The organism is Synergistaceae bacterium (genome assembly GCA_017443945.1).
Classification (GTDB): domain Bacteria; phylum Synergistota; class Synergistia; order Synergistales; family Aminobacteriaceae; genus JAFUXM01.
In genome coordinates this window covers 61,646-83,734 of the sequence record JAFSXS010000068.1, presented here as the reverse complement: position 1 = coordinate 83,734, position 22,089 = coordinate 61,646, and the positions used below count along the sequence as shown (strand labels likewise).

26 protein-coding genes are annotated in these 22,089 nt (G+C 40.8%); 11 read left to right on the top strand and 15 right to left on the bottom strand.

From position 1 onward, the window contains the following. Positions 1–11: 11 nt before the first annotated feature. From IJT21_07635 to IJT21_07605, 7 genes are all read right to left on the bottom strand, one after another. Positions 12–1,526 carry a sugar ABC transporter ATP-binding protein gene (locus IJT21_07635; protein ID MBQ7578118.1) on the bottom strand — a complete coding sequence of 505 codons (1,515 nt, stop codon included), beginning with the start codon at positions 1,524–1,526 and terminating at the stop codon, positions 12–14. Between the two features lie 232 nt (positions 1,527–1,758). Beyond that, entirely contained in the window at positions 1,759–2,445 is a 687-nt protein-coding gene (locus IJT21_07630; protein ID MBQ7578117.1) for a D-lyxose/D-mannose family sugar isomerase, read from the bottom strand. Between the two features lie 18 nt (positions 2,446–2,463). Beyond that, positions 2,464–3,507, bottom strand: a complete 1,044-nt coding sequence (locus tag IJT21_07625) for an aldose 1-epimerase family protein (protein MBQ7578116.1) — start codon at positions 3,505–3,507, stop codon at positions 2,464–2,466. 9 nt (positions 3,508–3,516) lie between these two features. Continuing rightward, positions 3,517–4,089: a hypothetical protein gene (locus IJT21_07620; GenBank protein ID MBQ7578115.1), complete on the bottom strand. Its 573-nt coding sequence runs from the start codon at positions 4,087–4,089 to the stop codon at positions 3,517–3,519. Beyond that, positions 4,086–4,745 (bottom strand): ribulose-phosphate 3-epimerase, encoded by a 660-nt coding sequence (locus IJT21_07615; protein MBQ7578114.1) that lies wholly within the window; start codon positions 4,743–4,745, stop codon positions 4,086–4,088. The genes IJT21_07620 and IJT21_07615 overlap by 4 nt, the downstream gene beginning before the upstream one ends. Next, the gene (locus IJT21_07610; GenBank protein MBQ7578113.1) at positions 4,742–5,692 is read right to left on the bottom strand and encodes a carbohydrate kinase; all 951 of its coding nucleotides are present in this window, start codon (positions 5,690–5,692) and stop codon (positions 4,742–4,744) included. Before IJT21_07610 ends, IJT21_07615 begins: the two co-directional genes overlap by 4 nt. Positions 5,693–5,778: 86 nt before the next feature. After that, on the bottom strand, positions 5,779–5,970 hold the full coding sequence (locus IJT21_07605; protein MBQ7578112.1) for a hypothetical protein: 192 nt from the start codon (positions 5,968–5,970) through the stop codon (positions 5,779–5,781). A gap of 319 nt (positions 5,971–6,289) precedes the next feature. On the opposite strand from IJT21_07605, the gene IJT21_07600 reads away from it, so the two are divergent. Then, on the top strand, positions 6,290–6,505 hold the full coding sequence (locus tag IJT21_07600) for a hypothetical protein (GenBank protein ID MBQ7578111.1): 216 nt from the start codon (positions 6,290–6,292) through the stop codon (positions 6,503–6,505). 75 nt (positions 6,506–6,580) lie between these two features. Here IJT21_07600 and IJT21_07595 read toward each other — a convergent pair whose 3' ends face one another. Beyond that, on the bottom strand, positions 6,581–7,375 hold the full coding sequence (locus IJT21_07595; GenBank protein ID MBQ7578110.1) for a hypothetical protein: 795 nt from the start codon (positions 7,373–7,375) through the stop codon (positions 6,581–6,583). A gap of 54 nt (positions 7,376–7,429) precedes the next feature. Between IJT21_07595 and aspS the strand changes: the two genes are divergently transcribed. Next, positions 7,430–9,304: an aspartate--tRNA ligase gene (aspS, locus tag IJT21_07590; GenBank protein ID MBQ7578109.1), complete on the top strand. Its 1,875-nt coding sequence runs from the start codon at positions 7,430–7,432 to the stop codon at positions 9,302–9,304. 49 nt (positions 9,305–9,353) lie between these two features. Here the strand turns inward: aspS and IJT21_07585 are convergent, their stop codons facing one another. The 4 genes from IJT21_07585 to IJT21_07570 all read right to left on the bottom strand — a co-directional run bounded on the left by IJT21_07585 (position 9,354) and on the right by IJT21_07570 (position 13,686). Then, positions 9,354–10,148 (bottom strand): alpha/beta fold hydrolase, encoded by a 795-nt coding sequence (locus IJT21_07585; protein ID MBQ7578108.1) that lies wholly within the window; start codon positions 10,146–10,148, stop codon positions 9,354–9,356. Between the two features lie 66 nt (positions 10,149–10,214). Then, complete coding sequence (locus IJT21_07580) at positions 10,215–11,036, bottom strand: EamA family transporter (protein ID MBQ7578107.1); 822 nt, start codon at positions 11,034–11,036, stop codon at positions 10,215–10,217. A gap of 75 nt (positions 11,037–11,111) precedes the next feature. Beyond that, the gene (locus tag IJT21_07575) at positions 11,112–12,341 is read right to left on the bottom strand and encodes a cation:dicarboxylase symporter family transporter (protein ID MBQ7578106.1); all 1,230 of its coding nucleotides are present in this window, start codon (positions 12,339–12,341) and stop codon (positions 11,112–11,114) included. Positions 12,342–12,381: 40 nt separating this feature from the next. Continuing rightward, positions 12,382–13,686 carry a serine dehydratase subunit alpha family protein gene (locus IJT21_07570; protein MBQ7578105.1) on the bottom strand — a complete coding sequence of 435 codons (1,305 nt, stop codon included), beginning with the start codon at positions 13,684–13,686 and terminating at the stop codon, positions 12,382–12,384. A 118-nt stretch (positions 13,687–13,804) separates the two neighbouring features. Here IJT21_07570 and IJT21_07565 point away from each other — a divergent pair, with 118 nt between their 5' ends. Next, positions 13,805–14,167 (top strand): hypothetical protein, encoded by a 363-nt coding sequence (locus IJT21_07565; protein ID MBQ7578104.1) that lies wholly within the window; start codon positions 13,805–13,807, stop codon positions 14,165–14,167. Between the two features lie 33 nt (positions 14,168–14,200). Here the strand turns inward: IJT21_07565 and IJT21_07560 are convergent, their stop codons facing one another. Further along, a complete protein-coding gene (locus IJT21_07560) occupies positions 14,201–15,145 on the bottom strand; it encodes a hypothetical protein (protein MBQ7578103.1) in 945 nt (314 codons plus the stop codon). Between the two features lie 265 nt (positions 15,146–15,410). On the opposite strand from IJT21_07560, the gene IJT21_07555 reads away from it, so the two are divergent. Together IJT21_07555 and IJT21_07550 are read left to right on the top strand one after the other, a co-directional pair. Continuing rightward, entirely contained in the window at positions 15,411–15,602 is a 192-nt protein-coding gene (locus IJT21_07555) for a hypothetical protein (protein ID MBQ7578102.1), read from the top strand. Next, positions 15,595–15,987: a type II toxin-antitoxin system VapC family toxin gene (locus IJT21_07550; GenBank protein ID MBQ7578101.1), complete on the top strand. Its 393-nt coding sequence runs from the start codon at positions 15,595–15,597 to the stop codon at positions 15,985–15,987. The genes IJT21_07555 and IJT21_07550 overlap by 8 nt, the downstream gene beginning before the upstream one ends. A gap of 6 nt (positions 15,988–15,993) precedes the next feature. On the opposite strand, the gene IJT21_07545 is transcribed toward IJT21_07550, so the two are convergent. After that, positions 15,994–16,923: an iron ABC transporter permease gene (locus IJT21_07545; GenBank protein MBQ7578100.1), complete on the bottom strand. Its 930-nt coding sequence runs from the start codon at positions 16,921–16,923 to the stop codon at positions 15,994–15,996. Further along, entirely contained in the window at positions 16,907–17,788 is an 882-nt protein-coding gene (locus IJT21_07540; GenBank protein MBQ7578099.1) for a sirohydrochlorin cobaltochelatase, read from the bottom strand. The genes IJT21_07545 and IJT21_07540 overlap by 17 nt, the downstream gene beginning before the upstream one ends. Positions 17,789–17,997: 209 nt before the next feature. Here IJT21_07540 and IJT21_07535 point away from each other — a divergent pair, with 209 nt between their 5' ends. The 6 genes from IJT21_07535 to IJT21_07510 are packed head-to-tail and all read left to right on the top strand — an operon-like array spanning position 17,998 to position 22,085. After that, complete coding sequence (locus IJT21_07535) at positions 17,998–18,471, top strand: hypothetical protein (GenBank protein ID MBQ7578098.1); 474 nt, start codon at positions 17,998–18,000, stop codon at positions 18,469–18,471. A 6-nt stretch (positions 18,472–18,477) separates the two neighbouring features. Continuing rightward, positions 18,478–18,840: a hypothetical protein gene (locus tag IJT21_07530; GenBank protein ID MBQ7578097.1), complete on the top strand. Its 363-nt coding sequence runs from the start codon at positions 18,478–18,480 to the stop codon at positions 18,838–18,840. A 51-nt stretch (positions 18,841–18,891) separates the two neighbouring features. Next, positions 18,892–19,899 (top strand): glycosyltransferase, encoded by a 1,008-nt coding sequence (locus IJT21_07525; GenBank protein ID MBQ7578096.1) that lies wholly within the window; start codon positions 18,892–18,894, stop codon positions 19,897–19,899. After that, positions 19,899–20,825 carry a glycosyltransferase gene (locus IJT21_07520; GenBank protein MBQ7578095.1) on the top strand — a complete coding sequence of 309 codons (927 nt, stop codon included), beginning with the start codon at positions 19,899–19,901 and terminating at the stop codon, positions 20,823–20,825. Before IJT21_07525 ends, IJT21_07520 begins: the two co-directional genes overlap by 1 nt. A 6-nt stretch (positions 20,826–20,831) precedes the next feature. After that, complete coding sequence (locus IJT21_07515; GenBank protein ID MBQ7578094.1) at positions 20,832–21,398, top strand: HDIG domain-containing protein; 567 nt, start codon at positions 20,832–20,834, stop codon at positions 21,396–21,398. A gap of 42 nt (positions 21,399–21,440) precedes the next feature. Further along, on the top strand, positions 21,441–22,085 hold the full coding sequence (locus tag IJT21_07510; protein ID MBQ7578093.1) for a response regulator transcription factor: 645 nt from the start codon (positions 21,441–21,443) through the stop codon (positions 22,083–22,085). Positions 22,086–22,089: the final 4 nt, after the last annotated feature.

Here is a 22,089-nt window from a genome sequence, read left to right as displayed (position 1 = left end):
TCCTTAAAATTTTATGCGGCATTGTCGCCGAATCTTGTTGCATATGTCATAATTTCTTCTTCTGTTGTGTGGCGCGGGTCGACTTCTCCCGTAATTTTTCCGTTGCACATGACTATAATGTGATCAGCAATTCCCATGACTTCCGGCAATTCTGAAGACACGATTATAACGCCGACTCCCTGTTTCTTGAGCTCATTAATAATCTCGTAAATCTCGACTTTAGCTGCTACATCAATTCCGCGTGTAGGTTCGTCGAAGATTAAGACTCTTGATTGACGTGCGAGCCATTTTGCAACGACGACTTTCTGTTGATTTCCTCCTGACAAGCTGCCGGCCTCGACTTCTGCATCAGCCATTTTGATTGTAAGTGAGCTTTTGCCCTTCTCGATCATCTCATTTTCTGTGCGCTTGTTGATTCTGCCTGTAGGACTTCCGAGCGTGATAATGTCGAGATTGGGCAATGCAATATTATCCCTGATTGAAAGTTTTGTGCACAGACCTTCTTTCTTTCTGTCTTCAGGAGCTAAGACTATGCCTTGACGAATTGCCGAGCCGGGGTTGTAAATATTTAAGGGGTTGCCGTCAAGTAAAATTTCGCCGCTTTCTTTGGGATCTGCACCGAAAATAGCGCGCATTGTCTCTGTTCTTCCTGCACCGACAAGACCGGAAAAGCCGAGCACTTCACCTTCGTACAAATCAAAGCTGACATCACGGACTAATTTTCCTGCGTTAAGGTGCTTGACCTCTAAAATTTTCTTGCCCTTAGGTACGTCTTCACGCGGGAACTGATTCTTGACTTCATGTCCGACCATGTTAGCGATAATTTGATCCATTGTGAACGAATTAAATTCGCCTTCAGTGATATACTTTCCGTCACGCATGATTGTAACATCATCGACAATGTGATGAAGCTCCTGCAGTCTGTGAGAAATATAAACAATTGCCGTGCCCATTGCCTTAAGCTCGCGGACGATTCTAAACATTTCGGTAATCTCGGCATTTGACAGCGATGACGAGGGCTCATCCATGACTAAGACTTTTGCGTTGATTAACAGGGCTTTTGCGATCTCGACCATTTGCTGACGGCCGACGGTTAAATTTCCGACTGATTCATCAGGGTCAATGTCGTGGATTCCTAATTTTGCGAGTTGTTCAACTGCCTGGCGATTCATTTCTGCGTTGTCGAGTCTTCCGCTTTTAATTATTTCACGGCCTAAGAACATATTTGCAGATACGCTCAAATGCTGGCACATGTTCAATTCCTGATGAATAATTGCAATGCCTAACGCTTGAGCCTGTTTAGTGTTGAGATCGCCCTCAATTTTTTTGCCGAAAATTGTAATTTCGCCCGAATCCCTCGTGTAAACGCCTGAAAGAATCTTCATGAGCGTAGATTTTCCTGCGCCGTTTTCACCTAATAGAGCCATAACACGACCGGCCTTAAGGTGTAAATGAACGTCATCAAGTGCCTTAACGCCCGGAAAAGTTTTCGTAATATGCTCCATTGTTACGACATAATCACTCAATTAAATTTACTCCTTTCGTTATATTTTCATCGGGATAAATTACCCCGTTTGAAACCGTTTAGTTACTTACAAGCCCGCCGGTAGTGTTCGCAGGAGTGAAAGATATTTGCAGGCTCATTGCTAGAAATAAATTTTTCCCAGCCCTATGCAGTTAGTTTATCGCGCGTGGTTGAGTTAGCAGCGGCCCGCCCACCCACCCGAAATAATTCGTCGCGCGTGGGAACGGAAACCTTTAGTCCTTTGCCGGGGGATATTCCGTGCATAATAATCTATAAGGCTTCTCGTCCTCTTCAATCGTCGGAAAACGTCCGAGAGGCTCATAAAATCTGTTGTCAGTGTTGTCGTCGTTGCACATTGAGACCTCGCCGATAATCGCGTAATCTGTGCCGGGCTGAATCCTGAACTCATGATAATAATACGGATAAAGCGACAATGACTCGCCGGGCTTCAAGATTACTTCACTGCCTGCGGGAACTGTGTATTCGCGTCCGTCCTGAAAAATTTTTACGTCGGTGTCTAAAGGCTGTTCGGTCTTCCTGTCAGCGTTCCAGAGCTTAAATACGATATTTCCGCCGCCTCGGTTTATAATATCCTCCATTTTATGCCAGTGAAAATGATTTGGCGATACTTGGCCTTCTCTGAGCATCATAATTTTTTCGGCGTAAGTCTTAATGTACTTCTTGTTATGAACATTGCCATTGCGAATCGTGATGAGATATAAACCTTTTTCCGCAAAATTTCCTTCGCCGTAGTCCGTGATGTCCCAGCCTAAAGCATTATCGCGAATTTCGTCGTATTCATGGCCTTTGTTCTGCCATTCTTCGGGGGTAAAGCTCAAAAACGGGGGCAAAGCAAAGCAGTGCTTCTTGAGTAATGCTTCAAATTCCTTAATGTGCGCGTTGATTTCAGATCGTTTCATAATTATTTATACACCTCGTTAAAATTTTGCTTTGAAGGCCGTAACAGCTTGATTAATTTCTGAATCGCCTTCAAGAATCGTGAATGTCAAAATATTTTTTTCCTTTGCAAACGGTGCCAGAGTGTGAATTTTGCCGTGTCCGTGATACCATTTGCGCCCGTGAACAAGTGAATTAGCCGGTTCAAGCCCTACGACATAATCACCGCTTGCTATGCTCTTCCATTGCATGAAGTGAGGCAAATATTTCGTATTCCATGAAATTTTTAATCCCAGCTTCAAATTTTGATTAACTGCGATAACTTCTGTATTGCCGTTAGAGTCTGACTTTATCTCGTGAAAGAAAACGTATTCAGGCTCATTATTTTTCGGAGCTTCCATGACGTTATATTTGCTTTCGTGTCCGTCGGCTTCTTTGTCTCTGGGCGTGATGTGTGATGTAGGAATATAAAATTTTGTATTCTCGTCCAAAAACGGCCAGCCCAAATTAATGTGATAAAGCAGCATTAACGGCTCATCCCTGAATGACTCGTTCTCAAATTCGTCAGTGAGAGTAAAAGATTTCTGCCCGCAGGTTGTCTCGATTGAACGCCTTAACACAAGATTTTCGCCGAATAATTCAGCCTCACGCATTTCACCCGAAATTTTTAGCTTGTACTCGTCATTATCCCAGTATGAATCGCTTGACAAATGTTCTGCCGGAGTTGTTCTAATTCTGCCGTGCATGGGGTAATCTTTATTATTCACGTTGCAGGGTGCGCCGATATTCTCAAGTCCTGCGGTGAAAAATAGTCCTCCCATAATGCTGCGTTGTGCTTCAAGTCCGTTAGTGTCGTAATGTCCGAGCCCCTGAAGTCCCGGCTTGGAGAGAAAATTAATATTTATTCCCGCATAACTAAATTCGCCGATGTCCAAGCATTTATCAGCAAGCACACGAAATGACATTTTGCAGTTTTTCACGTCAAAGGCTTTGAGTCCTGAGCTCCTGCCCTCCGTGTAAGTAACCGGCCTGACATAAGCTAATTGCTGAATGCTCCCGACATATTTCATAATATCATATTTCATGATAAAGCCTCACTCTAAATTTGCGTGATACTGCCATAAATCTTTCATATTAATATTGCGTTCGTCGACTATCATTTTTGCAATAATGTCGCCCAATAATAACAAGCTCTGATCAAAAATTGTAGTCATCGGCTGGCATGAGTCAATTTCGTCATCAAGATAAAATTTTGTCCGCACCGGTATTCGTACCATGAAGTCAGCAATATCTTTCATTTCGCTGTTAGGGTTTGAGCCAATGTGCACGATTTTGCAATTTACTGCCTGACGTGCTTTTTTCGCGATCCCCAACGGAAATAACGAGCCCCCCGACCCTGAGCCTACAATTAATAAATCATTCTTCGTGATAGCCGGTTCTGTGATATCTCCGACGCAGTGAGCTTTTATCCCTAAGTGAGCTAATCTCTTGCAAATGCACTCTAAAGCCATCATAACGCGGCCAACTCCGACAAAAAATACCTGGTCAGCACTTAAAATTTCGTCATGCAATTTTTCGACTTGTTCGGGCTTAATGTTAGCAAAAACTTTTTCGAGCTCTGCAAAAACGTCCGATTTAGTCTGCGTGAATCTCTCTGAAAATGTCATAAAGTTTGCAGCCTCCTAAGTGAATTAAATAAATCATCGCGCTTCAAACACGTGCTGCCTGTTACGAAAATGTCTGCGAGTCCTGTTTTGCCCCAGTCTAAAATATTTTTCTCGCTGATTCGTCCGTCAAGCTCAATTTTAGTATCAAGTCTGCGGGTATGAATCATATTTCGCAAATCAGTAATTTTTTTCTGTGCGTATGGGACTTGCTGTTCACCCTTCACAAACGCGTAACCGGGGTTAATCAGCATTAACAGAACCGTATCACATTTTTCGAGCACATAATCGAGAGTGCTTAATGGCGTTGCGGGCTTGAGTGCGACACCTGCTTTGACTCCGCGCGAGTGAATGCGGTTCAACATTCCATCAATATGCGGCTGTGTCTCGGCGTGAAAAATAAGCTGCTGGACACCAATATCCAACAGCTCATCAACAAAATAATCCTGCTCAGTTACCATGATATGACAGTCAAAATTTAAATTCGTTTTCGCGCGCAATTGCCTTACGGTGTCAAGTCCAAGAGGCATACTCGGCGAAAAATGGCCGTCAAGAATATCGACGTGAAGTGTATTAATTCCGGCCTGCTCAAGAATCCTAATCTGACTCTCAAGATTGCACATATCAAGACAAATTAAAGACGGTGAAATTATGCTCATGATATATTATTCTTTCTGATAAACTCTTCTATTTGCTTGCGTGTAGGAATTGACTCGATTGCGCCTTTGCTCTGAACGCAGATACAGCCGGAAACATTGCCGTAAGTCATTGCAGATTTGATAATGTCGTCGCTAAGGTCAGAAATTTTACTCACGCCATCAAGACGCAATTTTGACAGGAACGCACCCCAGAAAGCATCTCCGCAGCCAGTTGCATCAACCGCATGAACTCTGAAGCCGGGAACTTGCAAAATATCATTATTGAAGAATGCTTTTGCGCCGTCCTTGCCGAGAGTCTCAACGATTACCGAAATTTTATAGACCTCCATTAGAGCGCGTAAATTACTTTCTCCGCCCATCATGTCAATTTCTTCGCCCGACAATTTCAGCAAGTCTACATATTTAAGAACGCTTTTAACTGCTTTGACACATGCATCAACGTCATCATTCCACATGATATTGCGATAATTTATATCGAAGCTGACGAGCTTATTATTTTCGTGAGCGAGTCTCATTGCCTTGATTGTAGCGTCTTTTTCCGGCTGTGCTGATAACGAACATGAACCGGCGTGAACTATTGCTGAATTATTGATGTCAGATTCTTTCACGTCCTGCTCTTCCAACATCATGTCTGCTCCTGGTTTGCGTGCGAAAGTAAAGACCCTCTCACCGTTTGCAGCGAGCGTAACAAATGCCATAGTAGTAACAGCGTCCTTGCACAAATCTTTACAAATCGCTTCTACGTTATATTTTGCTAGTGTATCCATAAGGAAATGGCCGAAATTATCATCACCGACCTTGCAGCACATAGCAGCAGTAAGACCATTTTTAGCAGCTGCAATAGCTACATTAGCAGGAGCTCCGCCGGCCTTACGTATATAGCTGGCTTCTTCGCTTCCCGGTATGAAGTCAATGACCATTTCACCGACAGCGTATAAATCAATCATGCGCATGCCTCCATAAAATTCAATAATTTATTGTAGTAAAAGATAAAACAATTTTATAACAATGCTGACTAGTGCGCAAATTTTTTTTAACAGCGTTCGGGGTGATTAGTCCGCATATGTATATTCATTTCGTGAAATGTGTTGCACTCGAAATTACAGCCGTCTACGGGACATTGTACGCGCATTCTATCAAGACCGCCGTTAATTCCTCCGTTGATGTTGAGTAAATTATCTTCTGTTAGTTCTATTCCGTAATTTTTTTTCTTTACTGCTGACATAGTAAAAGCCTCCTTACATATTTTATGTGCGTGTGAAAAATTTTTGATAACGACTTATTATAACGCATTATGAAAACTTGTCCGAATTTTTTTGCGAGTGAAGAAATTATTGCGATAAAAAATTTTTTTGCTCTGTGAAGTGTGATTATTGCATGAATGAATTAACATTTTTGTATTAGTAGAAGTATTAGTAAAATATTTCTGGTATGTCATGAAATTTCTTATGTTTGTATTATATCAAATTTTTTAGCGCTGCAAATGGCTGCTTACTGGGTGGGGAGGGGGTTTAAGGGGGACGGGCTCTGGGGGTCCCCCTTCTGTGATTCTTAAAAAATTTTTTCCCGCTACAAATGGCGACAAAGCAAACTTTTTTGTAATCAGTGCTGGTCTCGTTGCTGCTTATTTCCCGCTACAAATGACAACAAAGCAAAGTCAAAGGCTTAAAACTTTTCCCGTTGGCCGTACAGAAAAACTTTTTTATTTCTCTTCACTTATGGCTACAATGTCAAAAAATTTCTCTCTCATATTTCCGTAACAATGCAAAAAATTAGAGTCGCGTTTAAATTGGTTAGTCCCACCCGCCCACCCGGTTTTGACTCTGGAGTCGCGTTTATAGAAGGTTTAATATCCCATTAATGCCGAGTTCACACAAATAATTAATTCTCGAAGACGTATTTAATTGCGAGAAATTCCGCGAGTTTGACCACCCTTCAAGAAAATTAGCGCACTGACATGCAATTTTTGCGAGTTCAAGTTTAGTGCTGTCTGACAATCCCTCAGTGTAAAGAGAAAATCTCCCCTCGTGCGAACCGTCAACACCCATAAAATGACAAAATAATTTTGCGCTGTACTTCTCGAATGCCGCATAAATCCCAATAAAATCAGCAATTAATTCATCATGCAAATTATTAGACGCCGACCCGTAAAATTTTTTCGTGTAATAGTGCGTTAATTCATGCTCACGGCGTATAATCATTGACTTTTCGCGCCAGTCTCCAGGAGTCAAGCCCACATAAGCGGGTTCAATGTTGCTGTAAAATTTTTTCGTGAGCGCTAGAAATCTTTGCATTTTTCCGGAAATAAACGACGCTCCCATTTGCGAAATATTTTCTGGGCGTTCTCCGTTGTATAATAAATTTGTGATGAATGACTCAAAGTCTGACGCGTTCGAGAAAGTTATAACCGGAATTTTTCCCGCAAAAGAATCATAAATCTTCACAGAGATATCATCGGAACTAATAAATTTTACCGGACGTTTTGAGCAGATGCACTCGTTTATGATTTCGCACGGTGAAAGGGTTTCAAGCCAATTTTGCCACGTCAATATAAAAATTTCGTCATCAGAAATATTCTCCTGCCTGACAAAACGATTTGCAATGTAATTTTCAAGCTCTAAATTTCTCATAATGCAGTAATTTATAATTTATTCAGGAAATATGCAAGCGGCTGCAAAAATTTAATGTGCTTATCAAAACAAGCTATAATATGCAACTGTAAAATATTTAAAAATTTTGCGAAAGGATGTATAAATTTGGCTAGAATATTTGACAAAACTTGGCAGCGTACAAACCTTTGCGGATTATTCACAGAGTCAGACGCAGGAAAAGAAGTCCGCGCAAATGGCTGGGTACGTGCAAGACGAGATTTAGGCGGAATTATATTCATTGAAATATGGGACTGGACAGGGCCTATACAAGTTGTGTTCAATCCTGAAGCGGGAGAAATTCACAAAATGGCAGCTGCCCTCAGAAATGAATATTGCGTTGCCGTCAAAGGTAAAATGCGCATAAGACCCGAAGGCACAGAAAATCCCGAACTCAAAACAGGTAATATAGAAATCGTAGCTAGTGATTTTCTCGTTATGTCAAAAGCTAAACCACTCCCCTTTGAAATCGGCGACGAGACTGACAACGTTGACGAAAATATCAGGCTCAAATATCGCTATCTCGACATGAGACGCGAGAAAATGCAGAAAAATTTACGCACACGAGCAAAAATTAACGCTTTCACACGAAATTATTTAGCAGAACGCGATTTTGTAGAACTTGAGACCCCCATGCTGACAAAAGCTACACCGGAAGGCGCAAGAGATTATCTCGTACCCAGCAGAGTCAATCAAGGCTGTTTTTACGCGCTCCCGCAGTCCCCGCAGTTGTTCAAGCAAATTTTAATGATTAGCGGCTTTGACAGATATTATCAGATTGCAAGATGTTTCAGAGATGAAGATTTGCGCGCAGACCGTCAGCCCGAATTTACACAAGTTGATATCGAAATGAGTTACATTGTGGAAGACGACATTATGAATTTAATCGAAGGCTACATGAAGGGATTATTTAAGCTGATTCGCGGAGTTGATATCCCAACACCGTTTTTGCGTATGCCTTATTGGGAAGCAATGGACAAGTACGGCAGTGATAAACCGGATTTGCGCGTGAAATTAGAATTATGCGACCTTGCCGACGCTTTCAGAAATTCAGGTTTTGAGCCCTTCAGAAAAATTTTAGAGTCTGGCGGAGTAGTAAGAGGTTTGAGACTTCCCGGCGGTGCTGCATTGTCGCGAAAAGAAATAATGGATCTCGAAGCACGTGCAATAAAACTCGGTACATCAGGGCTCGCAAATTTCTTGTACAAGGACGGAGGACTCAAGGGGCCGCTTGTGAAATTCTTAAAGCCTGAAGAAGTCGATAAAGTTCGTGAACTCGGACAAATGGAGCCTGACGACGCATTATTTATCGTAGCACATGCCTCACGCGGTAAAGCCTGTGAAATTCTTGGGACATTGAGACTCGAACTTGGCCGGGCGCGCGCAGATTTATTTGACAATTCGCCAGACAACTGGAAATTTTTATGGGTTACTAAGTTCCCGTTATTTGAGTGGAGCGCAGAAGAAAAACGCTGGGTCGCAATGCACCACCCATTTACATCGCCCGCACTTGATGAAGATCCCAACATGATGGAAAATGACCCCGAACACGCACTTGCACGCGCATATGATTGTGTTCTTAACGGGAATGAAGTCGGCGGAGGTTCTATAAGGATTCACGATCCTGAAATTCAAGCGAGATTATTTAAGTGTCTGGGCATTACTCCCGAAGAAGCTAAAAGGAGATTTGGATTTTTCCTTGACGCATTATCATATGGGACACCGCCTCACGGAGGACTTGCGCTTGGAGTTGATAGACTTGTTATGTTATTGTGTGAGGGAAATTCTATTCGCGATGTTATGGCATTCCCGAAGACTCAGAAAGCACAGTGCTTGATGTCTGGTGCGCCTGATGTAGTAGAAGATGAAAGACTTGACGAACTCGCAATAAAAGTTGTGAAGGACGAATAAAAAATTTTTCCCCCTGTCATGAATCACCAGCGCAGGGGGATTTTATGATTCATTTCAAGAAATTTGCGGCGATTTTGGCTGCTTCCTTCCAGTAATTAGTAAAACCGTGATCTACTCCGTCTAATAAATGCAGCTCGCTATTTGCATAGACATAATTATAACGTTCGCTATAAGTGTAAGGGACGATTCTGTCTGCAAGTCCGTGAATCAAGCATACAGGGCCGGTGAAATTTTTTGCGGTCTCGTAAATCTTTAATTTTTGTGCTGTCAGAACATAATCGCGCCCAATGCTGAAATTATCGAAAATTTTTATGCGTTCTGGAGGGTTGCCCGCGTCAAAAGTTATTCCGAACACACTGCCCCTGATAGAGTCATCTCTGAGAACTGCTGCCGGTGCAAATAATACGAGTTTATCAAAATTTTTGCTGCCTAACTCGCCGGCTAACATGCTTGCAACAACTCCGCCCTGAGAGTGTCCGGCAATAGAGATAGAGTCAACATAGTCAAGTGATTTAACGTAAGAAAAAATTTTCTTCGCGTCGTCAATCTCATTTAAGACCGTCATATTTTCGGGTTTGCCGTAACTTTGCCCATGTCCGTTGAAATCAAATCTAATTGAGGCGGTACCGTTTTTTTCTAGTTCGTCAGCAAGAGCAGTCAACAAGTTAAATTCTTTTGTGCCGCTAAAACCGTGAAGAATCATGACCATTTTACATTTTTGGCCGGCTGTTAATTCCGGTTTCTGGATGACAGCTGCAAGACCGCCGATTTTGAGTGCTTGAGTCTCTGCAAATGCACTGACGGGAAGAATCACAAGCGCGAGGAGTAATAAAAATTTTTTCATGATATGACCTGCTTTCGTAAAATTTTTTGTGAGAGTCATAATAGCATTTAATTTCGTAACGCACACTCACTCACCGCAAATAATTGGCGAAATCAAAATCAATCCAGCACCCGCCAGCCCCGAAAATGTAAGACTCTCACCGAGAAATAACGCAGACAAAATCAACGCCGTTACAGGATCAATATAGCTGAATAATGCAACTGTGTGAGCATTCAAATTCTCAATCGAAGCAAAATAAAGCACGTAAGCAAATCCGGTGTTCACAAGACCTGCAATTATTAGCGCAGTTAAAGTCGTAAAATTCCATTCGCCCGCCGTAAATTCTCCCGTGAAAATCAAATACGGCACAAGCACTACAGCAGAAAAAATTAATTGTATAATCGTCTTCGTATAAATCTCAACGCCCGAAATAAATTTATTCATAATTACGACTAACGCATATAACAAAGCAGACGCAAGAGCACATAATATCCCCTTTGTATCACTCAAACAGGGCAGAGAGTCAAGAATCCCGGAAATTAATATCATCCCAGTTAATGAAAGCGCAAGACACAGAAATTTTTTGAACGTCAATTTTTCATGAAGCAGTATCGACGATAAAATTATTACTATTGCAGGATTAACATAACAAAATAATGTCGCAGCAGGTACGCTCGTGAAATTATAAGCCTCGAACAAAAACAGCCAGTTAATACCCAGTAATGCCCCGCTGATTGAAAGTTTCATAAAATTTTTCGCGCCGGTTTTCGCAAGTTTTCCCCTCACTACCAGCAAAATAAATGAAGCTCCCATAATCCCGCGACAAAATGCTATTAACGCCGACGATAAATTAATTTGCCGCCTCAACACGCCTATTGACCCGAATATTATCATTGACGTAATGAGCATAAATAAATATTTTCTCATGATCAATAAAAAAATTGCGCCGCACCCTTTCAAGCACGACGCACAAATAAATTTTTCTTACTCTAGGACGTTCACTAAATTTTCAGGCTTGATATTATGTTTCTCTGCATAACCTGTTAATATGAGAGTCAATGCTCCGTCGCTAGTTACGTTGCAGGCCGTTCCAAATGAGTCTTGAAGCGCAAAAATCGTCAGCATTAAAGCCGTTCCAGTCGCGTCAAAACCTAACACTCCAGTAATTAAGCCTAATGAAGCCATGACAGTCCCTCCAGGCACTCCCGGCGCACCAATCGCAAAAATTCCCAGCAATAAGCAGAACAAAATCATATTTCCGACTGTAGGGAATGAACCATATAAAATTTTCGAGATCGCCATTACAAAAAATGTCTCAGTCATGACCGATCCGCATAAATGAATATTCGCAAATAAAGGAATCCCGAAATTTACCATGTCTCCGCGTAATGTAGGTTCGGACTTGTGAGCGCACTCAAGAGCAACGGACAATGTTGCAGCACTTGACATCGTTCCGACTGCTGTCATGTATGCGGGGCCGTAATTCTTTATGATATTGAAGGGGTTACGTCCGGAATATGCTCCGGCAATTGAATATAATAACGCCATCCAAATAAAGTGTCCGGCCATGACTATTAAGATTATCGCAACGAAGACGGGAAATTGTTTCGTGATTGAGCCTTCATAAGCAAGCCCGCAGAAAGTTGTACCGATTAAGAACGGCAGAACAGGAATTAAGAATCTCGTTACAATGCTCAAAACTATTTTCTGGAACTCTTCAAGCAGGGTGATTACATATTTGCTCTTATTCCACGCAGCAGCAAGTCCAATCGTTACAGACAAGACCAGCGCAGAAATTACCGGCATTATTTGAGGTATAGCAAGCGCAAATAATACATCAGGAAGACTCTTCAGGCCCTCGACATCTTTTACGACATTCAAGAACGGAATTATTGAATATCCCGAAAAAGTTGCGGCCAATGCAGCCCCGATTGATGACAAGTACGCAAGAATAAGAGCTAAAATTAACATCCTTGACGCGTTTGAACCGAGTCTCGTTATAGAAGGAGCTACGAACCCGATTATTATCAACGGTACGCAGAAATTAATAAATTGTCCTGAAATATAGCGCACTGTTACGACGATATTCAATATTGCTGCGCAGATTGCGTTTCCTTCCATTGACGCAAGGCCAAGACCCGCAAGAATCCCGACTACTAGAGCAACAATTAATTTGAATGGCAGCGAACTCGTGAAAGAATTATTATTACTCATTTAAATTTGCCTCCCATAAAAATTTTATTTCCTGCTTATATTATAGTGAAGAATCTACATTTACGCGGTCAATCATGACATTTAATATTTCCTTGTCAGTCTCGCGCATTCCAATTTTGCCAATATAGCCCATATTCTTTATTGTACGTTCGACATCGTCATTTACGAAACCTTCTCCGCCTTTGAACTCGTCATCGTTCATGCTTAAATAATGAGCCAACAACGCAGCATTTACAGACGAAGCTATTTTTGCGGCACAGCTGGGTTTTGCACCATCGCAGACAATCCCGCCGACGTTCGCAAGTGTGTTAGTTATAGTGCGTCCTACACCTGACAAATCGCCACCCGCCATGTAAGTTATTGCAGCACCTGCACCGCTCGCAGCACTCACAGCCCCGCAGAACGCAGAAAGAGAGCCGATATAGTGCTTGATATAAATTGATACGAGATTACTTACAGCTAAGGCACGATATAATTTTTCGCGCGATAAATGCCAATTTTCAGCGTATTCAATAACGGGCATTGTTACGGTTATTCCTTGATTGCCGCTCCCGGAATTTATTACAACGGGAAGAGGACAACCGCTCATTCTTGCGTCACTTCCTGCAGCAGCCCTCGCACACGCAGAACTTCTTACATCACGCCCCCAGTTAGCTAAAATTGTTTTACCGACTCTAGCGCCCCATTTGTTGTCGAGGCCTTCTTGTGAGATTCGCGAGTTAAATTCTATCTGCCTGTCAAAAATTTCTTGAACGTCTTTAATTTCAAGCTCGTTAGCAAATTCTAAAATTGTGCATAGACTCATTTTGCCGCGATCGCCTTCAGGTTTGGCAATAGTTTTTTTTGCTTCGTGGTGGTCATTCTCGAAAATTTTTCTGCCGTCAAGCTCTATTAAAGTTATATTTGTGTGAGAGTCCTCGATTATTACGCGTGAAGAATGATTCTTGCTTTGTGCTTTGACCTCGATAAAAAGATTCGGGACTTCTTCAGCGAGTGAAATATCACAAAATTTTTCGCTCACTAATTTTTTCGTGAGTGTCCTTGCGTTGTCGTCAGCGTCTGCAATTACTTCGAGTTCTTTTGCGGGGTTGCCTCCGACGGTGCCTAAAATTGCTGCTGCTTCGATACCCTTTTGACCTCCTGAATTAGGGACGATTACGCCTTTAACATTTTTGATGATATTTCCCGAACAAGAGACAAATAATTTTTCCGGCATTTCACCGAGTGAGTCACGTGCCTTAGCTGCTGCATAAGCAATCGCAATAGGTTCAGTGCAGCCCATCGCCGGCACAAGTTCATCATGCAGAATAGCAATGTAATTATTGTAGAGTTCCCGTGAAATCATAAAATTTTCTCCCCCTTCTGTTACAAGATAAATGATGAATTGCTGTAATTATATATCACGCAAATATTTAGTTGTATAATGAACTCAATTATTTATTTGTTGCAGGGAGGATTTATTCATGAACCGCAGATTATTAAAAATTTTAGTGTGCCTTGTGCTTGTTTTGTTAGCGGCTGAAGGAGTCTTTGCTGCAAGATTGACACAAAATTTTACGCTCAATAACGAGACCGGCGAAACAATGGTAGTTTTGCAAATAGGCCCGGCAGGTACAGGACGCTGGCGCAATGAAGACGAACTTGACGAATTTACTATCGCGAGCGGTGCATCAGTTGCAGTAACTTTCGAGCCATGGGAGGACGCACAGTACTGGGACATCAGAGCATATTTTGAAGACGGGACTTACGGCGAGTGGCATAATTTTGACTTGTTCAGCATTTCAGAAATTACACTCAATAAAAACGGTGTAGCAACTTACAGATAAAAAATTTAGTAGAGGGGAGCGGAATCCCCTTTTTTAACCGTTGCGCCATGCCTTGCCGATTTTGTAAATAATTTTTCTGAGGAAGCGTCTAACAGGTTTGGGCTTGGGTTCTGGTTTCTTTCCGTCGTCGTAATAATTAAGCCAGCCAAAATTTTCCTGCTGATTTACCAGACAATAGCGCGCAAAATGACTAATTACAAATTTTACATCGCTTCTGAACGAGTTATAGAGATTTTCAGCCGTCGCAGGAGTAATAAATTTATCGTCCGCCAAATCCTTGCGCACAAAAAACGCGTTTACACCGTTAAAATTTGTTCCTGCAAGTTGATAACCTAACTCGCGGCCAAGAAGTTCAAGAGCTTTTAACGACGCTCCCTGCCAGTCTGAACCGTCCCAAATGTGATTTGCGTTATATGCCATTTTCCAGTCTAAGTCCGGCGGAAATTTCCCGTTATATTCGATTATTACGACTCTGGGATTAACTGCTTTGACTGCCTGCCAGACATAATAATCATTGCCGTCGATGTCGATAGATAATAAATCTATTTCGCCCGTAAAATTTTCGCTGATAAATAATTCGTTGATGTTGTCGCGCGTTATAAATGCGTTCTTGACTCGTAGTTGACCGGATTTAATGACAGGTTTAAATTTTGTGTGAATTTGCTTGACGTAATCGGGTGAACCTTCGAGCCATAAGCCCGACCAGCCTTTATGCAGCAAATAATGTGCATTAGATTCAAGTCCGTCCTGTACCCCAAATTCTATAAATCTTTTGTCAGTGGTGCCGATTCTGTTAAAAATTTCTTGTATGATTCCGTCCTCGTCATTTTGTGAGTAGACTTTAAAGCCGTATCGCTCTAAACATTTTGGATCTTGCCAACGATTAAGGGTTAATTCTTCCCAACAGAATCCCCCGCAGACATTTCCTGAAAAGCGTAATAAAGGTGTGTCGTGTAGTGTCGTGTCGTGTCGTGTCAATTATAGAGGCCATTTTTTGTATTTGTCAAGAGTCCTTTCGCGTAAAATTTGATGATATTGCAATTATATCACGATTTTTTTCTGGGTAATGCAAGCTCACAAAATTTTAAAGTCTTTCGGGAACGTGCATTTATAATTACAGACGATAAAAAACGGGTCGCACACATAGAACAAATTTTTTGCAAATAAAAATATTTTGTCATAGTTTTCAGAAAATGTTTAATGCTATAATGATTAATAGTTCAATCAAGCGAGGCATATACACATGAAATATAAAGAAATCGATTTTAACGGGCGCAAATTAAGAATTAAAACTTTTGATTATAATACTCCGGAAGGCTGGAAAGCATGGTCGCGCGAAACATACGGTTCAATACAGGATGAAACTTTTGTAAGGCCTAGAGACGCGTATATTATTCCTGATTGTGAAATTAAGAATGCACTTAACAATGAATAAATTTTATTATCTTGACAGTAACATACGTATATTTTACATGAGAGGCCGCAATGAAAGTCTATTTAATCGTGTCAATGCTGTTACTAATTATATCAAGCTGCCTTCAATCGTAAAAGCTGAATTACTCACAGGAGCTATGAAAAGTGTAAAACCGGATCAGGAGCTTGAAAGAGTCATGACATTTTGCGAACCTTTCGAGATTGTCCCGTTCGATGACTCTATGACAAAAATTTATGGGGAAATCAGAGCAGACCTTGGGCGTATAGGCTTCAATGATTTAATAATAGCTGCAACTGTAAAATCTCTCGGATGTGTTCTCGTTACAAATAACATAAATGAATTTTCACGCATTAACGGCCTATTTTTAGACGACTGGACACTATAATTTTTCTCACTTTCTAGCAAGCAGCCAGCAGAAAAACGGCCCTCCCGATAAAGCTGTAATCACTCCCGCAGGCAGTTCCCCTAATTTTTGAGCAAGTCCGTCAGCAAGAGTCATCAAGCAGGCACCAACAAAAAACGCGTGAATAATTAATTTTCTGTGAGCAGCACCCGCTAATTTTCTCGCAATATGAGGCACAGCAAGACCTACAAAGCCTATCACACCGAATGAACTTACAGCTAATGCAGTCCCCGCAGAAGTCGTAAGCAATAAAATTATTCTCACAAAATTTTCATTCACTCCTACAACCGCAGCCCTGTCTTGACCTAACGACATTGCATCAACTAAAGGCGCAAGAATAAACGCAGGCACTATCACAAGCACAACCCCGAAAAAAATTGCGCGAACGTCATTAAATCCAGCTCCCGAAAAACTCCCCATCAACCATAAAACTATTGAGCCCAATTTATCGCCCGAAATAGATTTTAAAAACGTAACTCCAGCTGACAAAATCGCATTTGAGATAACTCCAGCTAAAATTATCGCATTATTTCCGGATTTCAGCGCAATTATCCCCGTCAATGCAAGAGAAATTAACGCACCTCCAAGCGCACAAGGCATAATAAAAAAATTTCCCGCAAGTATCCCTATCGACGCACCAAACGCAGCCCCCGACGCTATACCCAGTGTGTAGGGTTCTGATAACGGATTCGCAAGCAAGCCCTGCAAAATTACTCCTGAAACGCTCAATAATCCCCCCGTCCCAATTGAACACAACAAGCGCGGCAGCCTCACAGCACGAATAACAAGAGCTTTATACGATTCTCCGCCGTTAATGAGCAGATAAAAAACTTCAGGCAAATTTATATCCCATTCGCCCGAAGTGATTCGCCATAAAGATATTAATATCAGAAAAATTATACTAGTCCATAAGCTCAAGAATCTGCCTCACAAATTCGCGCTTTATATTCTCGTCCTCACCAAGTCCGACAAGATATGTAGAAATATTTTCATAACCGTTTTTCTTCAGGACATTAAGCCACGAGTCTGAATCTTCAACGCTAGCCAAGTCATTATGTGCGTGATCTCCTGCTACGATCATTAGGGGACTCAGGACTAATTTTTTTATTTCCGGATGACGCTTTAATCTCGCGATAACATCATTTATTAACGGTGCAGCTTCAACAGTTCCGATAAAAAATTTTCCGTAAGCCCGTTGATCCAGTGCTAATTGTAATTGAGAGTAGAGAGCGTTTGCAAAATGTTCCGGCGTTCCATGTCCCATTAAAATAATTGCTGTCTCTTTGTCTGCTAATTGTGATTTGAATCTAATCATTAATAAATCGGCCATTCCTGCGCAGTCGTGCGGGCTGTTGAGGAACGGGACTCCCAGTTTTAAGCGTTTAAATCCGTATTTGCCGTGTAAAGTTCTGAAAGCGTCGACAACATTTTTTAGCTCGTCATACTCTTTGCCGGGAATCATGTGAGTAGGCATTACATAAATATCCGTGAATCTTTCGTCATTTAATTTTGCAAGTGCAGTTAATGGAGTGTCTATAATGTCGCCTGACTCCGCTATTTTGCGCCTGATTATATTTGACGTGAACGAGAGCCGGACTTCTGAATCAGGAAAATTTTCCCGTGCAGCATTGACTAAATTGTCGATTGACTTGCGCGCTTCAGGGACGGACGTTCCAAACGAGACAACAAGAATAGCCGATTTCTGAGAGTCAGTCTCGGCAGCAAATGACCCCGCCGGAATTAGTAAACATGCAATAATAAACGCACATAAAAATTTGTTCATAGTGTCAAACCTCCAAATTTAATATGAGTCAAATTATACGCTATAATTATTTATTCGTTCGCTAAAATTAATGAGGGGAGCTGTTTATAATATACGATTATTATTTCTTGATTGACAAGTCGCTTGAATTATTCTGGGTATTCATTCAGCAGTGTTGTTTTTGCGGAGTGAAATACATATATGAAGGACTTATACCAAACGGGCAGAGCTTGAGACGGATTATAATGACTCAAATAATTTTGTTTGCTGTTCTCGTGATTCTGAGCTTTGAGCAGGAACTATCAATAAAATTTTTGTCAACTATGCTGCGATTTGGCCGAAAAAATTTTTATGCATGGACAATAAGAATCACTTTATGTGCTGCAATGATATTATTTGACTCGTTGCTGTTACTATACACCTTCAGAATATATAAATTATATCGTTACGGGCTTGCTTGTGTGCGTTCTACGATTTGGGCTGATTTGGCAGTGATTATGATTATCTGCTTAATTTGTGCCGGTTATATTGCAGGTTCGATTCATGCCTCGTTGACGCAAAGAATTTCAATGAACGCTTATTTATGGGTAGGGCGGGCATTTGTTCAGCTGTCAAACTTTTTTTATGTGCCTCTCGAAATAGCCGGTGCAGTGCTGTTATATAAATTTTATCGTGCTGTCCATGAGAATAAATTTAACGGGTGATAACAAATGAACGATTTTATTAGCGTACTTGATAATTTATTTCTATGGATAAGCAGAAATTACCGCAATGAAATTTATATGGCCGGTACGAGATTAGCGGGCTTGTTGTGCAGTTTTGCAGATATTGCTATGTTATGGATGTTTCTTAAATTGTGCGACGACATAAACGGGAAAATTTCAAGACGGCGTTATTTGACTCTCAAGATATTTATAATTTTGACTCCGACGCTGTTATTTGTGAAGGACTCTACGATATTTTTCATTCTTCAGGGTGTTGTTCTGTCGGGGCCTTATTTTATTCTTGTGTGGACGGCATTTACTGAAGCAAAAAATATACTCGCTCATATTCGGGAAATCATGCGCAAATAACGTGATTCAAGCTATAATTACAGAAAATTTTATCAGGAGCGAAAAATTATCATGATTCTTGCAGTAATAACTACATATAAGCGTCCGCCAGAAATGCTGGAACGAGCAATAAAAAGTGTCGTAAACCAGACATATAAAGATTGGCATTTATTAATAGTAGACGACAGCCCGCAGGATTATATTTTACGTAATGACGTTAAGTGCTTGGCCGAAAAATGGTGCGCAGTAGATGAGCGGATAACTTATATTCAGCACGATAAAAATTATGGTGTCTCTCATGCAAGAAATACCGCGCTAAATTTTGCATTAAATACTGAGGGGGGGGGGGGGTATGAGTTCATTGCATATCTTGATGACGATGATGAATGGCTCCCTGAGAAACTCGCTGAACAAATTTCATGTTTTAATTCTGCGGGAGAAAATGCCGCTGTTGTGTATTGCGATATTTATTTTGTCAATGATCTGACAGGCGAAATAAAATATCAGGATGTGAATACATTAATGACTAGGCAAGATAGAGAAAAGAATACTTATTTAGCTTTGTGCCGCCGTAATTTTATATATATGACTACTATGGTACGCACAAAATGTCTGGCTAAGATCGGAGGTTTTGACGAAAAAATGAAGGCTCTTGAAGATTGGGATATATGGCTAAGAATTGCAAGACACTATAAATTTGTATACATTGACAAAGCTCTTGCAAAAGTACATTCTCACAATTATGGGGAACGCGTAAACAGCAATATGCAAAATTTTATATTAGGCTCTGAACATGTTATCAATAAAAATGCTGATTATCTTGTTTCAATTAATGAGCTGGATTTATATAGAAAAATGCTGATAGGTTTAATAAATTTAATGCTAATGGAGAAGAACAAGAATTATATCAAACAGTTTAATGCGTGGTTCAAAGCTGTGAAATTGAAACCTTTTAAGCTCGCAGAAAATTCATTTTTATTTTATCGAATTACAGATAGAATGTGTAAAAATTTTCTGAAAGACTCTAGCCCTAAATTATTTTATTGGCTGAAGCACAAACTGAAGGGAGCGAATAATTAATGATTCTTGCAGTAATAACTACATATAAGCGTCCGCCAGAAATGCTGGAACGAGCAATAAAAAGTGTCGTAAACCAGACATATAAAGATTGGCATTTATTAATAGTAGACGACAGCCCGCAGGATTATATTTTACGCAATGACGTTAAGTGCTTGGCCGAAAAATGGTGCGCAGAAGATGAGCGGATAACTTATATTCAGCACGATAAAAATTATGGTGTCTCTCATGCAAGAAATACCGCGCTAAATTTTGCCATGACAAATAATTATGAATTTATTGCTTATCTTGATGACGATGATGAATGGCTCCCTGAAAAACTCGCTGAACAGTTAGAAATTTTTGCTGCGAAATCAAATAATACTGCTCTTGTGTATTGTGATTGCTGCTCCATTAATGACGACACAGGCAATATCATAAAACTTTCTTCTTACGAATTAAAACCTGATGACAATTTATACCGCAAATTATTTCAGTGCAATTTTATTCCTATGACAGCTCTTGTACGCACTAAATGTCTTGCTGATGCAGGCGGTTTCGACGAGGAAATAAATGCCTTCGAGGATTGGGAAGCATGGATAAGACTCGCAAAAAATTATGAGTTCGCTTACATAAATAAGTCCCTCGCGAAAGTCCATTTACACGACGGCGAACACGTTAGCAGCAATAACACAAATTTAATAAAAGCGTGTGAAGTCATAATCAGCAAAAATAAAGATTATCTCGCTCATGATAAATTATCACACTGGTATTTGCTCGTAAGATTAGCATATCTTTATAGGGAAGACCAGCACTATAAAAAATGTCTGTTTACGTTATTAAAGGCGTTATCATTGCGGCCATACAAAATAAATATCATTGCAAAAGCGTTATTTACGATAAAATTTAAAAAATGGCTGCGTAGTAAAATTTTTTTCTGGAAGGAATGATTATTTATGATACCAACAAGAGAACAGGCTTTAACCCTCTTGAAGCAATATAATAAAGAAGAGTCCCATATTCATCACGCAATCGCCGTAGAAAACACTATGAGACATTTTGCAGAACTCTATCACGAAGACCCAAATCTATGGGGCGTTGTAGGAATCCTGCACGACATCGACTGGGAGCAGACAAGCTCAGAACCAGACAAGCACTGTCATTTAGCACCTGAATATTTGCGCGCTGCCGGAATTGATGAAAATATTATTCATGCTGTAGTCTCTCACGGTTATGGCATTTGCTCGGACGTTGAACCGGTTAATCAAATGGAGAAGACTTTATTTACTATTGACGAACTTACAGGATTAATTATAACTGCTGGACTAGTGAGGCCGTCTAAATCCCTTGCGGATCTGGAGCTCAAATCCGTAAAGAAAAAATGGAAGGATAAAGCCTTTGCACGCGGGGTCAATCGCGAAATAATCAAGCAGGGTGCTAAAAAAATGAATATGCCCCTCGATGACGTAATAAACGAAACTATTATCGCACTCCGCCCCGTTGAAAAATTAATCGGAATGTAATATAAATTTCTTGCTATATTTAATGGAGATGATTTATTTATTATGGCTGTAACTATTTTACTTGCAGATGATCACCCTTTGACACGTTCGGGAATTGCTGAATTTGTCAGGCGTGAAGAAACTTTTAAACTTGTAGCAGAGGCTGAAGACGGCATAAGCGCGTGGCAGTTGATTCAGGAATTACGCCCTAATGTCGCATTATTAGATATTCGTATGCCCGGCATGGATGGAGTCAGCGTCGCACAAAGAGTCAAGAATGAAGGCTTAAACACTGCAATTGTAATGCTTACTTCTTATGACGCGCAGCAATATGTAATAGCTTCATTGAGGGCAGGTGCGCGCGGTTTTGTGCTGAAAACTGTTAGTCCCAAAGAATTAACGACGGCAATTAATACAGTTGCTAAAGGAGGCTTATATTTGGATCCTGAAGTCGCGTCGGTAATGGGCGAACAGGATTTTATACCGGAGCAGCTCTCAGGCAGGGAAAGAGAAGTTTTATTACTCGCTGCAAAAGGTTTATCAAGCAAAGAAGTAGCCAAACGCTTATTTATTAGTGAACGCACAGTGCAGACTCATTTAGCGTCGATTTATGACAAACTCGGATCACGCAACAAGACAGAAGCACTATTACTCGCGTTAAAATATGGAGTCGTTACCCTTGAGGAATTATTAGAAGAGGACGACTAATTAA

Bases quoted from the DNA above. Each gene is read 5' to 3' on its own strand.
- IJT21_07570 (MBQ7578105.1), bottom strand. From the start codon at position 13,686: ATGATTTCACGGGAACTCTACAATAATTACATTGCTATTCTGCATGAT.
- IJT21_07515 (MBQ7578094.1), top strand. From the start codon at position 20,832: ATGATACCAACAAGAGAACAGGCTTTAACCCTCTTGAAGCAATATAAT.
- IJT21_07510 (MBQ7578093.1), top strand. From the start codon at position 21,441: ATGGCTGTAACTATTTTACTTGCAGATGATCACCCTTTGACACGTTCG.
- IJT21_07585 (MBQ7578108.1), bottom strand. From the start codon at position 10,148: ATGAAAAAATTTTTATTACTCCTCGCGCTTGTGATTCTTCCCGTCAGT.
- IJT21_07565 (MBQ7578104.1), top strand. From the start codon at position 13,805: ATGAACCGCAGATTATTAAAAATTTTAGTGTGCCTTGTGCTTGTTTTG.
- IJT21_07520 (MBQ7578095.1), top strand. From the start codon at position 19,899: ATGATTCTTGCAGTAATAACTACATATAAGCGTCCGCCAGAAATGCTG.
- IJT21_07575 (MBQ7578106.1), bottom strand. From the start codon at position 12,341: ATGAGTAATAATAATTCTTTCACGAGTTCGCTGCCATTCAAATTAATT.
- IJT21_07525 (MBQ7578096.1), top strand. From the start codon at position 18,892: ATGATTCTTGCAGTAATAACTACATATAAGCGTCCGCCAGAAATGCTG.
- IJT21_07550 (MBQ7578101.1), top strand. From the start codon at position 15,595: ATGAATAAATTTTATTATCTTGACAGTAACATACGTATATTTTACATG.
- aspS (MBQ7578109.1), top strand. From the start codon at position 7,430: ATGTGCTTATCAAAACAAGCTATAATATGCAACTGTAAAATATTTAAA.
- IJT21_07620 (MBQ7578115.1), bottom strand. From the start codon at position 4,089: ATGACATTTTCAGAGAGATTCACGCAGACTAAATCGGACGTTTTTGCA.
- IJT21_07580 (MBQ7578107.1), bottom strand. From the start codon at position 11,036: ATGCTCATTACGTCAATGATAATATTCGGGTCAATAGGCGTGTTGAGG.
- IJT21_07630 (MBQ7578117.1), bottom strand. From the start codon at position 2,445: ATGAAACGATCTGAAATCAACGCGCACATTAAGGAATTTGAAGCATTA.
- IJT21_07610 (MBQ7578113.1), bottom strand. From the start codon at position 5,692: ATGATTGATTTATACGCTGTCGGTGAAATGGTCATTGACTTCATACCG.
- IJT21_07555 (MBQ7578102.1), top strand. From the start codon at position 15,411: ATGAAATATAAAGAAATCGATTTTAACGGGCGCAAATTAAGAATTAAA.
- IJT21_07595 (MBQ7578110.1), bottom strand. From the start codon at position 7,375: ATGAGAAATTTAGAGCTTGAAAATTACATTGCAAATCGTTTTGTCAGG.
- IJT21_07625 (MBQ7578116.1), bottom strand. From the start codon at position 3,507: ATGAAATATGATATTATGAAATATGTCGGGAGCATTCAGCAATTAGCT.
- IJT21_07530 (MBQ7578097.1), top strand. From the start codon at position 18,478: ATGAACGATTTTATTAGCGTACTTGATAATTTATTTCTATGGATAAGC.
- IJT21_07605 (MBQ7578112.1), bottom strand. From the start codon at position 5,970: ATGTCAGCAGTAAAGAAAAAAAATTACGGAATAGAACTAACAGAAGAT.
- IJT21_07615 (MBQ7578114.1), bottom strand. From the start codon at position 4,745: ATGAGCATAATTTCACCGTCTTTAATTTGTCTTGATATGTGCAATCTT.
- IJT21_07540 (MBQ7578099.1), bottom strand. From the start codon at position 17,788: ATGAACAAATTTTTATGTGCGTTTATTATTGCATGTTTACTAATTCCG.